Source organism: Geodermatophilus sp. Leaf369 (assembly GCF_001424455.1).
GTDB lineage: Bacteria > Actinomycetota > Actinomycetes > Mycobacteriales > Geodermatophilaceae > Klenkia.
In genome coordinates, this window is the sequence record NZ_LMQA01000004.1 from 83,821 (window position 1) to 100,979 (window position 17,159).

A 17,159-nucleotide genomic window follows, 5' to 3' on the forward strand; every position below is an offset into this window, starting at 1 on the left:
CGTCGACCCTGCCCCGGGACGCCTCGCCACGGCGGGCGTCCTGACGGGTCCCTGACGGTGCTGCCGGCCGTCCTGACGTCGCCCTGACGGCCGTCAGTCCGGACTGCGCTGGAAGAGCCGGGACAGCACGATCTCGGTCTGCGTGCCGGTGACGTCGGGCAGCACCCGGATCCGCTGGATGACCTCCTCCAGGTGTCGGACGTCGCGGGCCTGCACGTGCACCACCGCGTCGGCGACGCCGGAGACGGTCCAGGCGCTGACCACCTCGGTGATAGCGGTGTAGTCCGCGGTCAGCCGGTCCGGGGACACCACCCCGGAGTAGGACACCTCCACGTAGGCCTCGGTCGACCAGCCCAGCGCGGCCGGGTCGACGATCGCGGCGAACCCGGAGATCGCCCCCGAGGCGACGAGCCGGTCCACGCGGCGCTTGGTGGCCGGGGCGCTCAACCCGACCTCGGCGCCGATCTCGGCGAAGGTCGCCCGGCCGTCCCGGCGGAGGAAGGCCACGATGCCGCGGTCGATGTCGTCGACGTCCACCGGCAGACCGTTGCACAGAAGGGCTCATAGACGCAACGGATCGCCACCAGGACGCAGGTGTCGCACATCGACTGCGTGAGACGCAGCCGGGAGCATGGACGTCACCACCCGCACCGCCCCAGGAGCCACCCGATGTCCGCACCCACGCTGCAGACCGCCCCCACCACGACCACGCTGCGCACCGCGCGCACCCGGCACTACGCGATGTGCCCGCCCACCCACTTCGACGTCGTCTACGCGATCAACCCGTGGATGCACCCGGGCACCCCGGTGGACGTGGACCGGGCGCTGTCCCAGTGGGCCGGACTGGTCGCGGTGTTCGAGTCCCTGGGGCACCGGGTCGACGTGCTCCCGCCGACCCCGGGCCTGCCGGACATGGTGTTCGCGGCCAACGGGGCCACCGTGGTCGACGGCCGGGCGCTGGGTGCCTCGTTCGCGCACGCCGAGCGGCGGGCCGAGGCCGACCTGCACGCCGGGTTCCTGGCCGGCCTGGGGATCGAGGTGCACCGCCCGCAGCACGTCAACGAGGGTGAGGGCGACTTCGCGGTCGCCGGCGACTGGCTGCTCGCCGGCACCGGCTTCCGCACCTCGACCGCCGCGCACGCCGAGGCCCAGGAGCTCTTCGGCCGGCCGGTGGTCACCCTGCACCTGGTCGACCCGCGCTTCTACCACCTGGACACCTGCCTGACCGTGCTCGACGACCTGCACGGCCAGGCCACGGTCGCCTGGTACCCACCGGCGTTCTCCGCGGGCAGCCAGGCCGTCGTCCGCACGCTGTTCCCCGACGCGGTCGAGGCCACCGAGGCCGACGCGCTGGCCTTCGGGCTCAACGCGGTCTCCGACGGGCGCCACGTCGTGCTGCCCCAGCAGGCCCGGCAGCTCGCTGCCGACCTGGCCGCCCGCCGCTTCGAGCCGATCGGGGTGGACCTGTCCGAGCTGCTGGCCGCCGGGGGCAGCGTCAAGTGCTGCACCCAGGAGCTGCGCGCCCGCCGGTCGGGCTGAGACGCTGGGCTGCATGAGCGCACCGAGTGGCATCGACCCGACCGTCCCGCCGAGCGGCCCGGGCTGCGTGGAGTGCGAGGCCAGCGGCTCCTGGTGGTTCCACCTGCGCCGCTGCGCGCAGTGCGGGCACGTCGGCTGCTGCGACAGCTCGCTGGGCAAGCACACCACCGCGCACGCCGAGGAGACCGGGCACCCGGTCATGCAGAGCTACGAGCCCGGTGAGGACTGGTTCTTCGACTACCGCACCCAGGACTCCGTCGCCGGGCCCGAGCTCGCCGCACCGACCAGCCACCCCGCCGACCAGCCCACCCCCGGACCGGCCGGCCGGGTGCCCGCGGACTGGGTCCAGCAGCTCGGCGGCTGAGCTCAGTCGGGGACGACGTGCACCGCGGCCTCCTCCGCCGAGGCCCCGGTGCCGTCGATCCCCCCGTCCTGCGCGCTGCCGTCCTCCCCGGCCAGCAGGCGCCCGGCCCGCCGGTCACCGACCTGGTCGTCGCGCAGCTCGCCGTCGGTGTCGGTGGAGTCGCCCAGCCCGTCGTCCCCGTCGTCCCCCGGGCCGTCGGTCAGCTCGCGGGCCAGCCGTCCGGCCAGCGGTTCCCCGGCCGACTCCTCCTCCCCCGTGGTGCCCCAGTCGGTGCTGGCCCAGGGCCGCTCCGCCGGGGACCAGCCCTCGTCGAGGACGTCGTCCACCCCGCCGTCCGGACCCGTCTCGTACAGGCTGTCGCCGGGTTCCAGGACCCCGGAGTCGTCGGCGGAGTCGGGACTGTCGGGTGAGTCGATGCGGTCCACGCCCCGATCCTGGACGGCGACCTCCCGGCCTGACCAGGGTCCTCAGTCGGGCAGTCGCTCGGCCAGCCGGCGCAGGTCGGCCGCGGTGGCGGGCTCCAGCGGCAGCTGGTCCAGCACGGCGAGCAGCTCCTCGCGCTCGAGCCCCTCGGCCAGCAGCGCGTCCAGCACCCGGGTGGTGTCCGCCGGTGGCACCGGCGTGGGCAGCCCGGCGGCATCGAGGGCGGCGTCGGCCAGGAACAGCACCCCGGCCAGCGCATCCGGAGCAGGAGCGGCCGGCGGCGGGGCGGGCGCTGCCGCCCGGGTCAGCTGCTCGGCGGCGCGCACCAGCGACAGCGGCAGCCCCTCGGCCTCCACCAGAGCCAGCGAGGTGCCGCCGATCGCGGCCAGCACCAGCAGCTCGGCCTCGGTGCGCAGCGGCGCCTCCCACTCCCCCGCCCGGACGACGGCCGGCACGTCGTCGGCGTCCTCCCCGACCTCGTCGGCCAGCTCGGCCCAGGCGGCGGGACGGGCCCGGCGCAGCCGCTCCCCGGCGCGCACGCAGGTGTCCAGCGCGAAGGGCTCCAGCACCTCGGTGTCGAAGCGGTCGGCGTAGAGCACGCCGTCCCCGTCGGTCATGTTCAGCGCGTCGGCGAAGCTGCCCGGCCGGGCGTCGCCCAGGTCGAGCCGACCGCCCTCCTCGTCGGCCAGCGGCTGGCCGTTCTCGGCGCGGATGCCGACCGTGGTGCCGGTGGCGACCAGTCGGCCGCGGCGGCGCAGGTGGTGCGGGCGGTCGCTGGCGCCGACGGCCCAGGCGCAGGCCTCGGCGACCAGGTCCGCGGTGCGTTCGCGGAGCACCTCGCGGGTCAGCAGGGCCATCTCGTGGATCTCGAACACGGGGTCCACTGTCCCCGGCGAGTCCCCGCCTGTCAGCCGACGAGTGCCCGCCGGAGCTCGGCGGCGCCGGTGCGCACCTCCGCCAGCAGCGGCGGCAGGTCGGTCTCGGTCACCCGCCGGCAGGTCAGCCCCTCGATCCGTTCCCGGGAGTGCCCGGGCACGGTCAGCCGGGAGGTGAGCTCCAGCGCACCACGGAGCAGCCCACCGGCCGCCGAGGTGGGGTCGTCGAGCTCGAGCAGCGGGTCGGCCAGGGCGTCGGGGAACCCCCAGCGGTGCATCGCGACCGCGGTCAGCTCCAGGGTGTCCACGCCGTAGCGGGCCACCTCGGCGGGACGGCGGGCCGCCGGGGTCGTGCCGCTGGCCCGCACCTCGGCGTACCCGACCGGGTCGTGGTGGCTCAGCAGTGCCACGCCCAGCTGGGCCAGCAGCCCGACGCACAGCGCGTCGGCCGGTCGTCGTCCCATCCGGGGCGCCAGCGCCGAGGCGGCCAGCGCCAGGTGGGTGCTGACGGTCCAGAAGTCCTCCGGCAGCTCGGCGGACTCCTCGGTGCCGGTGAGCGCGACGGTGGCCATCGACCGGACGACGGCGAAGCCCACGACGGTGATCCCGAACTGCAGCGAGGACACCCGCCCGCGCATCCCGTAGTAGGCGGAGTTGGCCAGCTTGAGCACCCGCCCGCTCAGCGCCGGGTCCGCCGACAGCAGCCGGGCCACCTCCTTGGCCCCGGTGTGGTCGGAGTCGGTGAGCGCGACGATCTGGGCGGCGATCGGCCGTTGCGCGGCCATCGTCTCGATGCTGGCCAGCACGTCGTCCACCGAGTGGCTCCCCACCGAGGTCAGCGGGGCCGGGCCCTCCTCCTCGTCGGTGGGCACCTCGTCGGTGACCATCTCGTCGGTGAGCACCTCCTCGCCGCTCACCGGGCACGCTCGGCGAACCAGGCGGTGGTGCTGTCGCCGTCCATGGGCCGGGCGATGCCGTAGCCCTGCAGGTGGGTGGCGCCCAGCTCGGTGAGCATGCGGGCCTGCTCCTCGGTCTCCACGCCCTCGGCGACGGAGTCCAGCCCGAGGCCGGCGGCCAGGGCGACGACGGCCCGGGTGATCTCGGGGTGCCCCGCGGACAGCTCGGCGACGAAGGACCGGTCGATCTTGAGGCAGTCCACCGGCAGCTGGCGCAGGTGGCCCAGGGAGGAGTAGCCGGTGCCGAAGTCGTCGACGGCGATGGCCACGCCCAGCGCCCGCAGGTCGGCGAGCACGGAGGCCGCCCGCTCGGGGTGCCGCATCAGCGCGGACTCGGTGAGCTCGATGCAGATCCGCTCCGCCCCGACCTCGTGCCGGGCCAGGGTGGCGGCCACCAGCGGCGGGAGGTGCTCGTCGAGCTGGAGCGCCGAGACGTTGACGTGCACGTAGCGGGGCGCGGCGAGGCCGAGGGCGTCGTCCCACGCCGCGGTCTGCCGGCAGGCCTCGTCGAGGACCAGCAGGCCGAGGGCGTCGACCAGCCCGCTCTCCTCGGCCAGCGGCACGAACACCGCCGGGCCGATCGGGCCCCGGGTGGGGTGGTCCCAGCGCGCGAGGGCCTCCACGCCCACCGGGCGCAGCGACGCGGTCTGCACCACCGGCTGGTAGGCCAGCGTGATCGCCCGGGTGTCGACGGCGGTGCGCAGATCGGCGACGAGCTGCAGCTTCTCCCGCGCCGCGGCCCGGGAGGCGTGGTCGAGCACCGACACCCGGCCCTTGCCCTCGGCCTTGGCCTGGTACATCGCGATGTCGCAGTCCCGGACCAGCTCGTCGGGCGTCAGGTGCGCCGGGGTCTGCACGGTCACGCCCACGCTGACCCGCACGCCGACGCTCACCCCGCCCAGCTGCACCGGGGCGGCCAGCGCCGTGGAGATGCGGCGGCCCAGGGACACCGCGTCGGCCTCCCCGACGTCCTCGCAGACCACCACGAACTCGTCGCCGCCGAAGCGCACCACCAGGTCGGTGGGCCGGACGACGGCGCGCAGCCGCCGGGCCACCTGCACCAGCAGCTGGTCCCCCGCGGGGTGGCCGAGGGAGTCGTTGACCACCTTGAAGTCGTCGACGTCGAGGAACAGGCAGGCCAGCCCGTCCCGGGTGCCGGGCACGAAGCGCTCGGCGACGTACTCGGCGAGCCGGGTGCGGTTGGGCAGTCCGGTCAGCGGGTCGTGGGTGGCCTGGTGGGCCAGCCGGGCCTCGAAGGCGAGCCGGTCGGTGACGTCCTCGATGGTGGCCACGAACCCGCTGCCCACGCCGGGGGTCTCCAGGTGGGAGAAGCGCAGCAGGCAGGACCGTTCCTCACCGGGGGTGCGGAGCAGCCGCGCCCGGACGTCGCCCGAGCCCCCGTCCAGCACCGCGGCCGCGGTGTCGACCAGGGCCTCGACGTCCTCGGGGTGCACGCTGGCCAGCCAGCCGGTGCCCAGCAGCTCCTCGGCCTGCCGGCCGGTGAGCCGGCAGAAGGCGTCGTTGACGTGCGCGAGCCGCATGCCGTGCTCGGAGAGCAGCGTGGGCACCGGCGACCGTTCGGTGAGGGTGGTGAAGCGCCGCTCGTGGGCGGCGGCGGAGTCGGCGAGGGCGCGCTCGGCGTCGCTGCGGGCCGGCCAGGCGCTCAGCGTCCACACCCCGGCGTCCGAGGAGGGCGTGCACAGCACGGTGACGTCGACCAGCTCCCCGGTGCGGGTGCGGGCCCGCAGGTCGGTGGTGACCGAGCGCTCCCGGCGGAACAGCGTGGCCAGACCACCGGGCGGGGGCTCGGGCAGCAGCCGGTCGACCGGCGTGCCGAGCAGGTCGCCGGTGGCGTGCCCGAGCAGCCGTTCCACCCCGGCGTTGCCCCAGCGGATCCGGGTGCCGGCGTCGTCGACCGTCACGACGAGGACGGCGACGTCGACCCGCACGGTGGCCGCGTGCACCACGGCGCGGCTGACCCGGGCGGTGTCCAGGGCGACCGCTGTCGGGACGTCCCGCCGGGACACGGGGGCCCCCGGGGCGGGGACGACGACGGACCGGGGCACGGTGTCGGTCTCGACCGGGCGCGGTGGAGCTGGAGCCGGGAGGACGCCGACCTCCCCCGTCCGGGTGGGGTGGCCCCCGCACCGGTGCGCTCCTAGCGTGGGGCATGCGCTCCTCGCCGAACCGTGTCCTGCTCGCCGGTGTGGCCGCCGGCGCGCTGTTGCTCACCGGCTGCACGTCGGGAGGGGGTGGGGGCACCGAACCCGCTGCGGCCGGTCGGGAGGCCGGCTCCCCGCTGGACTCCCTGGACCTGGACGCGCTCACCATCCCCGACCTGCAGGCGATGATGGACGGCGGCGAGCTGACCGCCGTCCAGCTCACCCAGGCGTACCTGGACCGGATCGCCGAGCACGACGACGAGGTCGGCGCCGTGCTCACCCTGAACACGCAGGCGCTGCCCGACGCGCAGGCCAGCGACGACGCCCGGGCCGACGGCGGGGCGCGCAGCGAGCTCGAGGGCATCCCGGTGCTGCTCAAGGACAACGTGGACACCGCCGACCTGCCGACCACCGCGGGCTCCCGGCTGCTGGTGGGCTCCGAGCCCGACGACGCCACGATCACCACCCGACTGCTGGAGGCCGGGGCGATCGTGATCGGCAAGGCCAACCTGTCCGAGTGGGCCAACTTCCGCGGCGACGGCAGCACCAGTGGCTGGTCTGGGGTGGGTGGGCAGACCGCGAACCCGTACGTCCTGGACCGCAACCCGTGCGGCTCGTCGTCCGGCTCCGGCGCCGGGGTGTCCGCCTCGTTCGCCCAGGTGGCGATCGGCACCGAGACCGACGGCTCGATCGTCTGCCCGGCCGGGGCCAACGGCGTCGTGGGGCTCAAGCCGACGCTGGGCCAAATCAGCCGCACCGGCATCGTGCCGATCAGCGCCGAGCAGGACACCGCCGGACCGATGGCCCGGCACACCGTGGACGCCGCGATCCTGCTGTCGGTGGTCGCCGGCGCGGACGACGAGGACGCCGCCACCGGGCTCGCCCCCGACGACGTGGACACCGCGTTCACCGACCTGGACCTCGACGCGCTGCAGGGCGCCCGGATCGGGGTGTGGTCCCCGGCCGCGGACTCCGGCGTGGACGCCGCGACCCTGCAGGTGCTCACCGACACCGTGGCCACCCTGGAGGCCGCCGGCGCCACCACGGTGCCCGTCGAGCTGCCCTACACCGAGGAGTTCGGCGCGGGTGAGACCCCGGCGCTGCTGGCCGAGTTCGACCGCGACCTCACCGCCTACCTCGAGGCCACCGACGGCGACGTCCCCGACGACCTGGCCGGCCTGGTCGCGGAGAACGCCGACGACCCGGTGGAGCTGGCCTACTTCGGCCAGGAGCTCCTCGTCGGGGCGATCGACGCCCCGGACGCGACCGCCACCCGGGAGACCATCCGCGCCCTCGCGCAGCGGTCGATCGACGAGACGCTCGCCCAGGGCGCCGGGGCCGAGGACGACCTGACCGCGGTCGTCGCGCTGACCAACACCCCGGCCTGGCTCACCCGCTACCTGTCCGTCGACGGCGTCGCCGACGACTTCCTCTACAGCTCCTCGGGCCCGGCCGCGGTGGCCGGCTACCCGTCGGTGTCCGTGCCCGCCGGGTTCGCCGGTCCGCAGGGCGCCCTCCCGGTCGGGGTCAGCTTCACCGGCACCGGCTGGGCCGACGCCGACCTGCTCGACGTCGCCGCCGACTTCGAGGACGCCGCCCAGGCCCGCCGGGCCCCGGGCTTCCTGCCGACGGTGGGTGCCTGATGGACCTGCAGCTGACCGGGAAGCGGACGCTGGTCACCGGCGCCGGCCGGGGCATCGGCCGGGCGGTCGCGCTGCGGCTGGCCGAGGAGGGCGCGCAGGTCGCGCTGCTGGCCCGGGACCGGTCGGCGCTGGAGGCGGTTGCCGCCGAGATCGGTCCGGGCGCACTCGTCGTCCCGGCCGACACCACCGACGACGCCGCCGTGCGGGCCGCGGTGGACACCGTGGTGGGTGCCTGGGGCGGGGTGGACGTGCTGGTCAACGCCGCCGCCCGGCCGGCCAGCTCCGGGCCCACCCCGTCGCTGGCCGACCTCACCGACGACGCGCTGCGGGTGGAGGTGGAGACCAAGGTGCTGGGCTACCTGCGCTGCGCCCGTGCCGTCGCCCCGCACATGACCGCGCAGGGCTGGGGCCGGATCGTCAACGTGAGCGGGCTCAACGCCCGGCGCACCGGGTCGCTGGTGGGCACCGTGCGCAACGTGGCGGTGGCCGCGATGACCGCGAACCTGGCCGAGGAGCTGGGCCGATCGGGGGTCAACGTCACGGTGGTGCACCCCGGGACGACGGTCACCGAACGCACCGCGGGCGTGGCGCAGGCCCGCGCCGAGGCCGACGGCACCACCGTCGAGCAGGCGCTCACCGCCATGGCCGCCGACACCCGGATCGGCCGGCTGGTCACCGCCGAGGAGGTCGCCGACGTCGTCGCCTTCCTCTGCTCCCCCCGCAGCGTCGCCGTCACCGGCGACGCGATCGCCGTCGGCGGCGGCGCCCGCGGCGTCGTCCACTACTGACGAGGAGCGCCTTTCTCGTCGGGGCGCGGACTCACCGGTCCACCGGGGTTACTGGCCAGTAGCAACATGTGGGATCGTCGGTCCCGACGCAACCGGCGGCACGGTCGCCGCCGGGGAAGAGAAGAGGGTCGTCCATGCAGTTGCACCTGTCGCCCGAGGACCAGGCGTTCCGGGACGAGATGCGCACGTTCTTCACCACCCAGTTCCCGAAGTCCATCCGGGACGACGTCGCCGCCCACCGCGACGTCTCCAAGGAGCAGTACGTCGAGGCCCAGCGCGTGCTCAACGCCGCCGGTCTCGCCGTCCCGCACTGGCCCGTCGAGTGGGGCGGCCGGGACTGGACCCCGCTGCAGCGCCACATCTGGCGCGAGGAGATGCAGCTGGCCGCCGTCCCCGAGCCGCTGGCGTTCAACGCCTCGATGATCGGCCCGGTCATCGCGGCGTTCGGCAACCAGGAGCAGAAGGAGCGCTTCCTGCCCAAGACCGCCAACCTCGACATCTGGTGGTGCCAGGGCTTCTCCGAGCCGGACGCCGGCTCCGACCTGGCCAGCCTGCGCACCACCGCCGTCCGCGACGGCGAGGACTGGGTGGTCAACGGCCAGAAGACCTGGACGACGCTGGGCCAGTACGCCGACTGGATCTTCTGCCTGTGCCGCACCGACCCGGGTGCGGAGAAGAAGCAGCGCGGCATCTCGCTGCTGGTCTTCCCGATGGACACCCCCGGGGTCACGCTGCGCCCGATCGAGCTGCTCGACGGCGGCTTCGAGGTCAACGAGGTCTTCTTCGAAGACGTCCGGGTGCCTGCGGAGAACCTGATCGGTGAGGAGAACCGCGGCTGGGACTACGCCAAGTTCCTGCTGGGCAACGAGCGCGTGGGCATCGCCCGGGTCGGGGCCACCAAGCGGATGATCGTCGACGCCAAGGCACACGCCCGCTCGATCACCGTCAACGGCCGGCCGCTGCTGGAGGAGCCGACCATGGCCGCCCGCATCGCCGAGCTGGAGAACGACCTGCTCGCCCTGGAGCTCACCGCGCTGCGCGTGGTGGCCAACTCCACCGACGGCAAGCCGCATCCGGCGTCCTCGGTGCTCAAGCTGCGCGGCTCGGAGCTGCAGCAGGCGGCCACCGAGCTGGTGGTCGACATCGCCGGCCCGCTGTCGCTGGCGTCCTTCGCCGACGACGCGGACACCGACGTCCCCGAGTGGGCCCGGGTGGCCACCCCGGAGTACCTGAACTACCGCAAGGTCTCCATCTACGGGGGCAGCAACGAAGTGCAGCGCACCATCATCGCCGGCTCGATCCTGGGGTTGTGACCTGACGTGGACTTCACCTTCGACAACGAACAGAACGCCCTGCGCGAGGCCGTCGCCGGCCTGCTGATGCGGGCCTACGGCGGGGACCAGCGCCGCTCGGTCACCCGCGAGGAGCCCGGCTTCGACGAGAAGACCTGGGCCCAGCTCGCCGAGATGGGCGTGCTCGGCCTGCCCTTCGCCGAGGAGGACGGCGGCATGGGCGCCGGTCAGGCCGAGGTGGCGATCGTGGCCACCGAGATCGGCCGGGTGCTCGCCCCGGAGCCCTTCGTCGAGTCCGTCGTGCTCGCCGGTGGTCTCGTCGCCGCCGTGGGCACCGCGGAGCAGCGCGCAGCCGTGCTCGGCCCGCTGGCCGAGGGCAGCAGCGTGCTGGCCGCGGCCCTCGCCGAGCCCACCGCGCGCTGGACGCCCTCGGCCGCCGGGGTCACCGCGACCGCCGATGGTGGCTCCTGGACCCTCACCGGGGTCAAGGAGCCCGTGCAGCACGGCGCCCGCGCCGACGTCCTGGTCGTCTCCGCGGCCGTGGACGGCGGCACCCGGCTGTTCCTGGTGCAGGGCGACGCCACCGGGCTGACCCGCACCGGGTACCGCACCCACGACGTGGGCCGGGCCGCCCGGGTGGTCTTCGACGGCACGCCCGCCCAGCTGCTGGGCGACTCCGACGCCGACCGCACCGCCGACGTCGAGCAGGCGTTGGCCCGGGCGACCGTGGCCTACGCCCACGAGGCGGTCGGGGCGATGGACACCGCCCTGACCACCACCGCGGAGTACCTGCGCACCCGCAAGCAGTTCGGGGTCTCGCTGAACAAGTTCCAGGCCCTGACGTTCCGCGCCGCGGACATGTACGTGACCCTTGAGCTGGTCCGCAGCACCGCGCTGTGGGCGACCATGGTGCTCGACGCCGAGGGCTCCACCGCCGACGACGTGGTGGCCGCCGCCGACCGGGCCCGGCTGCAGACCAGCCGCGCGGGCCGGCACATCGGCAAGGAGGCCATCCAGCTGCACGGCGGGATCGGCGTCACCGCCGAGTACAAGGTCGGGCACTACACCTCGCGGCTGACCGCCATCGACCACCTGCTGGGTGACGGCGACTGGGCCCGCGCCCGGCTGGCCGGCCGCGTCGGTTCCTACGACACGGTCGAGGCCGTGCCGTGACGCACTGAGCCGGACCCGACGGCCCCCGACGCAGCCCGCGTCGGGGGCCGTCGGCGTCTCAGGCGCAGGGACGGACGGCGTCGCGCTGCGCCCGGCGCTCGACCACCAGGCCGCGGAGGTCCTGCCGGCGGCGCAACGCGCGGGCCCGGTCGCTGCCGGTCCGCCGCCGGGCGTGCGGGTCGGCCTCCTCCAGCAGCTGCCGGGCAGCCAGCAGGACGGCCGACGGGCGGGTGACCGCCGCCGCCGGGGTGGTGACCACCAGCCGGTCGCCGCCACCGTCGGTCAGCGGCAAGGGGACCTGCGGGACGACCGGGAGCCCGACCTCGGGATCCAGACCCGGTGAGGGTGGTGGGGTGGGGCGCATGGTGGACCGGCCTGACCGCAGCGGTCCGGCGCGACCGGGGGGCCGACACCCGGGGAGACCGAGACGACCCGACGGTACGCCCCGGGGGCGAGCGGTCAGCCGGCCTTGATGACCGAGACGTCGAACTCGATCTGGATGCGGTCGCTGACCAGCACCCCACCGGTCTCCAGAGCCGCGTTCCACACCAGGCCCCAGTCGCTGCGCTTGACCGCCAGCGCGCCCTCGAAGCCCACCCGGACGTTGCCGAAGGGGTCCTGGGCCGAACCGGTGAGGGTGAACTCCACCGACACCTCGCGGGTGCGCCCCTTGATCGTCAGGTCCCCGGTGACCTCGTACACGTCGGCCTCGAGCTGCTCGACGGCGGTGGAGACGAACGTGACCTCGGGGAACTGCTCGACGTCGAGGAAGTCCGCCGAGCGCAGGTGCGCGTCCCGGTCGGGCTGGCCGGTGTCCAGGCTGCCGGCGTCCATCCGCAGCTCGACCCGGCTCGCCTCGGGTCGCGCGGTGTCCAGGTGCGCGGTGCCCTCGAACTCGCCGAACGTGCCGCGCACGGTGGTGACCATCGCGTGCCGGGCCCGGAAGCCGATCCGGGTGTGCGCGGCGTCGACGGTGTAGTCGCCGGTGACGTCGGTCAGGGCGGTGGTGGCGTCGTCGAAGTCGGTCGCGGCGCCTTGGCTCGCGCGGTGCTTGGCCACGGTCGACCGTCCTCCCAGGAGATGTACAACGGCAGCAGTCTGACGGGTGACTCGCCGCCGTGACCAGGCGGGTAGTCCCACACACGGCGACGGACCCCCACCTGTGGTGGTGGGGGTCCGTCGAGGGGGTGGGGTCAGCTGCCGGCGTAGAGCTCCACGATCGCGGCGTTGAACGCCGGGATGTCGTCGGGGTTGCGGCTGGTCACCAGGTTCCCGTCCCGGGCGACCTCCTCGTCGACGACGGTGGCCCCGCCGCGACGCAGGTCGCCCCGGATGCTGGGGAACGAGGTGAGCGTGCGGCCCTCGAGCACCCCGGCCTCCAGCAGCGTCCAGGGGGCGTGGCAGATGGCGGCCACGGGCTTGCCGGCGTCGAAGAAGGCCTTCACGAAGGCGAGGGCGTCCTCGTCCTGGCGCAGGGTGTCGGGGTTGACCACGCCGCCAGGGAGCAGCAGGCCGTCGTAGTCGGCGGCGGACACGTCGGCGACCAGGTGGTCGACGGGGTGCGTGCTCGCCGGGTGGATGTCGCCGTCCATGGAGGGGATGGCGCCGTCCTCGACGCCGTCCGGCACGGAGATCAGGTGGGTGGTGGCACCCGCGGCCTGCAGGGCGGCGCGGGGCTCCTCGAGCTCGACGCGCTCGACGCCCTGGGCGGCGAGCACGGCGATGGTCTTGCCGGTCAGTTCAGCCATGCCCCGGTCGTTCCCGGGCCGACCGGGGTCGGAAACGCGGAACGCTCAGTACCAGTTGTTGGCCTGCGAGTGCGCCCACGCCGAGCACGGGGAGCCGTAGACCCGGTCGATGTAGATGAGCCCGGCGTCGATCTGCCGGAACCCGTCGGAGGTCTTGGCGATCCCGGTCAGCGCCCAGGTCGAGTTGAGGAACTGGGCGATGCCGTAGGCCGTCGACGACGGGTTCTGCGCGTTCGGGTTCCAGCCCGACTCCTTGCCCCACAGGTTCTCCAGGCAGGAGAACTGCGAGGCGTCGCCACCGAGGGCGGCGAGGGCGTAGTCGTGGAAGTTGCTGGGGGTCTGCGCTGCGGCGGCCTCGGCTGCCGCGGCGGCCTCCGCGGCAGCCTGCGCCTGCGCGGCGGCCTGGGCCTCGGCCGCGGCCTGGGCGGCGGCAGCGGCTGCCTGGGCGTCGAGCTCGGCCTGGTCGGCCGCGGCCTGCGCCTGGGCGGCGGTGGCCTCGTCGGCCTCGCGCTGCGCCCGGCTGGACTCCAGCTCGCCGAGGTGGGTGCCGAGGTCGGCCGGGGACGCGTCGGCGGCGGTCAGCCCGAGCTGGTCGGCCACGCTCACCGCCTGCGAGGCGGCCGCGGAGGGCTCGGCCTGGGCGGTGCCCGGTCCGGTGCCCAGGGCCACGTTGACCAGCACGGCGCCGACGGCGACCGCGGCCAGGTACAGGGCGGGGCGACGGGCCGGGGGACGGCGGTGCCGACCGGACGCGACGGCGGCGACGGTGTCGGCGGCCGACTCGGGAGCCGGGGTCTCCGTGGCGGGGGCAGCAGGCAGTGCGGTGTGACGAGCGCTCATGCGGGTGGGACGTGTCCGTTCTTCCGTCTGGCCGCCTACCGGGTCAGCTGACGGGTTCGGGCGGGAAGACGCCCTACTCCCCCGGCCCGCGTGCAGCCAGGGGTGATTCACCCCAGTGGTTCGGTGGGTCCCCGGTTCGCCTGGGTGGATCTGGGTGGTGCTGGCGACTCGGCGGCGTCCGGCGGGGTCTCCCCGGCTGGGGAGCGGTCATCCGCACGGACGGCGCCACGCTAAGCGGACATGTCGACTGCTGACAAGCAGGGGCGTCCGGTTTCACACATCTGGTGCCGCGATCCCCGACCCGGGGTCGTCGGCCGGTCGCTCAGGGCAGTCGCCCCACCGTCGTCCGGCGGGCGCCGTCCACACCGCTGTCGACGACGTCGTACCCGGCCACCTCGACCAGCCCGCTGGGCAGCTGGCTGCGGCCGGGATCACCGACCAGCACCGTCGCGCCCCGCACCCAGGCGGTGAACAGCCAGGGCCGCACCCGGTCGGCCATCGTCAGGTCGTAGAAGACGTCCCCGGCCAGCACCACGTCGACCTCGGGCAGGTCGGCGTCCAGCACGTCGCCCACCGGCTCGAGCACGGTCACCCCGTTGGCCGCGGCGTTGAGGTCCATCACCGCAACGGCGTACGGGTCGACGTCGCTGGCCAGCACCCGGGTGGCACCGGCCAGGGCCGCCGCGATGCCCACGAGCCCGCTGCCGGCGCCGAGGTCCAGCACGGTGCGTCCGGCCACCAGCTCCGGGTGGTCGAGCACGTGCCGGGCCAGCCCCTGCCCGCCGACCCAGGCGGCGGCCCAGAACGGCGACGCCTGCCCCGGGCCCACGCCCCCGGCGGCGGCCTCGTCCTCCATCGCCTGCCAGAGCGCGGCCACGTCGCCGGCCAGGTGCAGGGCGACCTCGGGCACCAGCGGCGGCCGCTCCAGGCGGGTGTGCCGGGTGAAGAAGTCCGGGGCGACGGTCACGACCGACGTCCCACCCGGCTGCGCATCGCGGTGTAGAGCGGGGTGAGCACGACGCCGTCGGAGGCCAGCCGGTCGCGCAGCCGCCGCCGGTGCCGCCGCACCCCGGCCAGGCCGATCGCCCAGAACAGGTACTGGACGCCGAACGCGGCCTTGAACGCCCCCAGGTCGTAGGCGGTCGACGCGCCCGGGGTCTGGGCGTCCAGCACGGCACCGACGGCGAGCACGGTCAGCAGCGAGGCCGCGAACCCGCCGATGTTCACCACCCCGCTGGCGCTGCCGAGGCGGTGCACCGGGTTCCAGGTGCGGGCGTAGTCGAAGCCGATCATCGAGCCCGGGCCGTTGGAGGCCAGCACGACGACGAGCACCACCAGCAGCCACAGCGGGGCACGACCGGGCCACAGCAGCACCACCGTCCAGGCGGTGATCGTGGCCCCGGCGATCCCGAAGACCAGCACCGAGCGGCGCAGGGGCCACCGCCCGCAGAGCTTGCCCAGCAGCGGTCCCACGCCCATCCCGACCACGACGAGCAGGGTCAGCAGCCCGGCGGCGGTGCCGGTGGACAGGCCCTGCCCCAACACCAGGAACGGGTAGCCCCACAGCAGCGCGAAGACGGTGCCGGAGAACTGGGTGACCAGGTGGGTGTAGAGCCCGATCTGCGTGCCGGACTCCTTCCAGGCGCCGGCCACGTTGGCGCGGATCTCCGACCAGCCCGCGACCGGGGCCACCGGTGTGCCGGGCGGGGAGTCCTTCAGGAAGACCACGACGAGCACGGCCATCAGCACCCCTACCGCCCCGGCGCCCAGGAACGTCGTCGTCCACGAGGTGTGGTGCAGGGCCAGCACCAGCGGGTAGGCCGCCGCGATCTGGCCGACCTGGCCGAGGATGCCGGTGAGCTGGGTGACGACCGGGACGCTGGGCCCGGAGAACCAGAGCGTGACGACCCGCAGCACGCTGATGAAGGTCATCGCGTCCCCGGCGCCGACCAGCACCCGGGCGACGACGGCGGTGGGCACGTCGGTGGCCACGGCGAGCAGCACCTGACCCGCGGCCATGGTGAGCGCGCCGGTGGCGACCAGCGCCCTCGAGCCGAAGCGGTCCAGTGCGATGCCCACCGGCACCTGCAGGCCGGCGTAGACCACGAGCTGCAGGACGAGGAAGAGGCTGACCGCCGAGGCGCCGGCGGAGAACCGCTCCTGGGCGTCGACGGCGGTGACGCCGAGGGACCCGCGGTGGAAGACGGCCACCGCGTACGCGGCCAGGCCGACGACCCAGACGGTGTACGCGCGGCGGGAGTTCACGTGCAGGGTCTACACCCGTGCGCCTCCCGGCACCCCGCGCCCGGCGTGTCCCGGCCGGGTCAGGGGCAGCTGCAGCCGGGGTTGGTCTGGTGGCCGGCGGCGACCTGCTCGGCGGTCGCGGCGCAGAACCGCCGGGAGATGCGGTCGTGCTGGGCCATCGGGTGCGGGCAGACCGGGCAGACCTCCTCGACGGCTGCGTCCCCCTCGCGGGAGGTCTTGGTCGAGGGCGCGTGCTGGGCGGCCTGGACGACGGGAGCGGTCTCGTCGGTGCTCGTGGTGGTGGTCTCGGTCAACGCGGACGACCTGACTGCGCCGACGTGCGGCGCGGTGGTGAGCTCTCCCCGACCTGGGGAACCGCCCACGCTACGCGAGCCCGGGTGATCTACGACTGCCTGCGTAAACGACGTTTCAGACGAGGCGCCCGCGGACAGTCCCCCGACATGACCACTCCGAGCGACACCACCGAGACCCGCACCTTCGCCGACCTGGGCAAGGAGATGTGGTCCTACCTCACCGGCAAGGGCGCCGCCATCAACTACGAGTTCGTCGACATGACCGTCGAGGTGCCCCGCGAGATCGGCGCCGACGCCCCCCGGGCGACCTGGAAGCTCAACGGCACGCTGCGCATCACCACCGCCGAGGGCGTCTCCCAGGGATGACCGTCGGCCCGCTCGTCGTCCGGGCCGACCTCGCCCTCTCCGTCGACGGGCAGTCCGCCCGGCTGACCGGGGACGGCACCGACCTGACGCTGACGTCCTCGGACCCGGTGGGTCTGTGGCGCTCGGCGACGAGCGTGCCCTGGCCGGCCGGGGTCACCGTGAGCAGCGGTCCGCGGGCGGTCGGCGAGCTCGGTGACCTGCTCGCCGCCCACGGCCTGCACCTGGACGTCACCGGGCCGCAGGGCCGAGTCGCCGAACTCGGTCGCGGTGTGTCGTCCCCGGTGGGGCGCACCCTGACCGGTTCGGCGGGGGTCCGGCTCGGGTCCCCCCGCGTGCTCGTCGGCACCCTGGCATCCGAGCCGTTCCCGTGGCGGCCGGTCCTGGTCGCCGTGGCGGCCCTGCTGGTGGTCCGGGCGCTCCGCCGCCGCTGAC

The 17,159-nt window shown here is 74.7% G+C and carries 20 protein-coding genes and 1 riboswitch; of the genes, 8 read left to right on the forward strand and 12 right to left on the reverse strand.

Going from position 1 to position 17,159, the window contains the following annotated elements; translation table 11 throughout:
* Positions 1 to 93: 93 nt before the first annotated feature.
* On the reverse strand, positions 94 to 537 hold the full coding sequence (locus tag ASG36_RS16760) for an Lrp/AsnC family transcriptional regulator (protein WP_055766559.1): 444 nt from the start codon (positions 535 to 537) through the stop codon (positions 94 to 96).
* Between the two features lie 132 nt (positions 538 to 669).
* Here ASG36_RS16760 and ddaH point away from each other — a divergent pair, with 132 nt between their 5' ends.
* Together ddaH and ASG36_RS16770 are read left to right on the forward strand one after the other, a co-directional pair.
* The gene (gene ddaH / locus ASG36_RS16765; protein ID WP_200944537.1) at positions 670 to 1,539 is read left to right on the forward strand and encodes a dimethylargininase; all 870 of its coding nucleotides are present in this window, start codon (positions 670 to 672) and stop codon (positions 1,537 to 1,539) included.
* Between the two features lie 13 nt (positions 1,540 to 1,552).
* A complete protein-coding gene (locus ASG36_RS16770; RefSeq protein WP_055766562.1) occupies positions 1,553 to 1,903 on the forward strand; it encodes a UBP-type zinc finger domain-containing protein in 351 nt (116 codons plus the stop codon).
* Positions 1,904 to 1,905: 2 nt separating this feature from the next.
* On the opposite strand, the gene ASG36_RS16775 is transcribed toward ASG36_RS16770, so the two are convergent.
* From ASG36_RS16775 to ASG36_RS16790, 4 genes are read right to left on the reverse strand one after another with little or no spacing between them, the layout of a single operon-like run.
* Positions 1,906 to 2,328 (reverse strand): DUF5709 domain-containing protein, encoded by a 423-nt coding sequence (locus ASG36_RS16775; RefSeq protein WP_055766564.1) that lies wholly within the window; start codon positions 2,326 to 2,328, stop codon positions 1,906 to 1,908.
* Between the two features lie 42 nt (positions 2,329 to 2,370).
* Positions 2,371 to 3,201 (reverse strand): hypothetical protein, encoded by an 831-nt coding sequence (locus tag ASG36_RS16780; protein WP_055767713.1) that lies wholly within the window; start codon positions 3,199 to 3,201, stop codon positions 2,371 to 2,373.
* Positions 3,202 to 3,233: 32 nt separating this feature from the next.
* Positions 3,234 to 4,118, reverse strand: a complete 885-nt coding sequence (locus ASG36_RS16785; protein WP_235495156.1) for an HDOD domain-containing protein — start codon at positions 4,116 to 4,118, stop codon at positions 3,234 to 3,236.
* Positions 4,115 to 6,223, reverse strand: coding sequence for a bifunctional diguanylate cyclase/phosphodiesterase (locus ASG36_RS16790; RefSeq protein ID WP_157498891.1), 2,109 nt, complete (start codon positions 6,221 to 6,223; stop codon positions 4,115 to 4,117). The genes ASG36_RS16785 and ASG36_RS16790 overlap by 4 nt, the downstream gene beginning before the upstream one ends.
* Positions 6,224 to 6,327: 104 nt before the next feature.
* Between ASG36_RS16790 and ASG36_RS16795 the strand changes: the two genes are divergently transcribed.
* The 4 genes from ASG36_RS16795 to ASG36_RS16810 all read left to right on the forward strand — a co-directional run bounded on the left by ASG36_RS16795 (position 6,328) and on the right by ASG36_RS16810 (position 11,215).
* Positions 6,328 to 7,962, forward strand: a complete 1,635-nt coding sequence (locus ASG36_RS16795) for an amidase family protein (RefSeq protein ID WP_082523234.1) — start codon at positions 6,328 to 6,330, stop codon at positions 7,960 to 7,962.
* On the forward strand, positions 7,962 to 8,750 hold the full coding sequence (locus ASG36_RS16800) for an SDR family NAD(P)-dependent oxidoreductase (protein ID WP_055766567.1): 789 nt from the start codon (positions 7,962 to 7,964) through the stop codon (positions 8,748 to 8,750). The genes ASG36_RS16795 and ASG36_RS16800 overlap by 1 nt, the downstream gene beginning before the upstream one ends.
* A 134-nt stretch (positions 8,751 to 8,884) precedes the next feature.
* The gene (locus ASG36_RS16805) at positions 8,885 to 10,063 is read left to right on the forward strand and encodes an acyl-CoA dehydrogenase family protein (RefSeq protein WP_055766571.1); all 1,179 of its coding nucleotides are present in this window, start codon (positions 8,885 to 8,887) and stop codon (positions 10,061 to 10,063) included.
* A 6-nt stretch (positions 10,064 to 10,069) separates the two neighbouring features.
* Positions 10,070 to 11,215: an acyl-CoA dehydrogenase family protein gene (locus ASG36_RS16810; protein WP_055766574.1), complete on the forward strand. Its 1,146-nt coding sequence runs from the start codon at positions 10,070 to 10,072 to the stop codon at positions 11,213 to 11,215.
* 58 nt (positions 11,216 to 11,273) lie between these two features.
* Here ASG36_RS16810 and ASG36_RS16815 read toward each other — a convergent pair whose 3' ends face one another.
* The 7 genes from ASG36_RS16815 to ASG36_RS16845 form a co-directional block, all read right to left on the reverse strand.
* Positions 11,274 to 11,507 carry a hypothetical protein gene (locus ASG36_RS16815; protein ID WP_055766576.1) on the reverse strand — a complete coding sequence of 78 codons (234 nt, stop codon included), beginning with the start codon at positions 11,505 to 11,507 and terminating at the stop codon, positions 11,274 to 11,276.
* Between the two features lie 167 nt (positions 11,508 to 11,674).
* Positions 11,675 to 12,274 carry a YceI family protein gene (locus tag ASG36_RS16820; RefSeq protein WP_055766579.1) on the reverse strand — a complete coding sequence of 200 codons (600 nt, stop codon included), beginning with the start codon at positions 12,272 to 12,274 and terminating at the stop codon, positions 11,675 to 11,677.
* A gap of 134 nt (positions 12,275 to 12,408) precedes the next feature.
* The gene (locus ASG36_RS16825) at positions 12,409 to 12,963 is read right to left on the reverse strand and encodes a type 1 glutamine amidotransferase domain-containing protein (RefSeq protein ID WP_055766582.1); all 555 of its coding nucleotides are present in this window, start codon (positions 12,961 to 12,963) and stop codon (positions 12,409 to 12,411) included.
* 45 nt (positions 12,964 to 13,008) lie between these two features.
* Positions 13,009 to 13,803, reverse strand: a complete 795-nt coding sequence (locus ASG36_RS16830; protein ID WP_055766585.1) for a transglycosylase SLT domain-containing protein — start codon at positions 13,801 to 13,803, stop codon at positions 13,009 to 13,011.
* 18 nt (positions 13,804 to 13,821) lie between these two features.
* Positions 13,822 to 13,987: riboswitch (cyclic di-AMP (ydaO/yuaA leader) on the reverse strand.
* A 138-nt stretch (positions 13,988 to 14,125) separates the two neighbouring features.
* Positions 14,126 to 14,770, reverse strand: a complete 645-nt coding sequence (locus tag ASG36_RS16835; RefSeq protein WP_055766588.1) for a methyltransferase — start codon at positions 14,768 to 14,770, stop codon at positions 14,126 to 14,128.
* Positions 14,767 to 16,068, reverse strand: a complete 1,302-nt coding sequence (locus tag ASG36_RS16840) for a nitrate/nitrite transporter (protein ID WP_157498893.1) — start codon at positions 16,066 to 16,068, stop codon at positions 14,767 to 14,769. Before ASG36_RS16840 ends, ASG36_RS16835 begins: the two co-directional genes overlap by 4 nt.
* 59 nt (positions 16,069 to 16,127) lie before the next feature.
* Positions 16,128 to 16,361 carry an RGCVC family protein gene (locus tag ASG36_RS16845; protein ID WP_055766594.1) on the reverse strand — a complete coding sequence of 78 codons (234 nt, stop codon included), beginning with the start codon at positions 16,359 to 16,361 and terminating at the stop codon, positions 16,128 to 16,130.
* 147 nt (positions 16,362 to 16,508) lie between these two features.
* On the opposite strand from ASG36_RS16845, the gene ASG36_RS16850 reads away from it, so the two are divergent.
* Together ASG36_RS16850 and ASG36_RS16855 are read left to right on the forward strand one after the other, a co-directional pair.
* Entirely contained in the window at positions 16,509 to 16,727 is a 219-nt protein-coding gene (locus ASG36_RS16850; RefSeq protein WP_055766597.1) for a hypothetical protein, read from the forward strand.
* A complete protein-coding gene (locus tag ASG36_RS16855; RefSeq protein WP_055766600.1) occupies positions 16,724 to 17,158 on the forward strand; it encodes a hypothetical protein in 435 nt (144 codons plus the stop codon). Before ASG36_RS16850 ends, ASG36_RS16855 begins: the two co-directional genes overlap by 4 nt.
* The last annotated feature ends 1 nt before the right edge of the window (position 17,159 follow it).

What these genes read in the sequence shown, in the direction of transcription:
- ASG36_RS16855 (WP_055766600.1), top strand. Translation starts at nt 16,724, where the DNA reads ATGACCGTCGGCCCGCTCGTCGTCCGGGCCGACCTCGCCCTCTCCGTC.
- ASG36_RS16825 (WP_055766582.1), bottom strand. Translation starts at nt 12,963, where the DNA reads ATGGCTGAACTGACCGGCAAGACCATCGCCGTGCTCGCCGCCCAGGGC.
- ASG36_RS16795 (WP_082523234.1), top strand. Translation starts at nt 6,328, where the DNA reads ATGCGCTCCTCGCCGAACCGTGTCCTGCTCGCCGGTGTGGCCGCCGGC.
- ASG36_RS16830 (WP_055766585.1), bottom strand. Translation starts at nt 13,803, where the DNA reads ATGAGCGCTCGTCACACCGCACTGCCTGCTGCCCCCGCCACGGAGACC.
- ASG36_RS16770 (WP_055766562.1), top strand. Translation starts at nt 1,553, where the DNA reads ATGAGCGCACCGAGTGGCATCGACCCGACCGTCCCGCCGAGCGGCCCG.
- ASG36_RS16805 (WP_055766571.1), top strand. Translation starts at nt 8,885, where the DNA reads ATGCAGTTGCACCTGTCGCCCGAGGACCAGGCGTTCCGGGACGAGATG.
- ASG36_RS16850 (WP_055766597.1), top strand. Translation starts at nt 16,509, where the DNA reads ATGACCACTCCGAGCGACACCACCGAGACCCGCACCTTCGCCGACCTG.
- ASG36_RS16800 (WP_055766567.1), top strand. Translation starts at nt 7,962, where the DNA reads ATGGACCTGCAGCTGACCGGGAAGCGGACGCTGGTCACCGGCGCCGGC.
- ddaH (WP_200944537.1), top strand. Translation starts at nt 670, where the DNA reads ATGTCCGCACCCACGCTGCAGACCGCCCCCACCACGACCACGCTGCGC.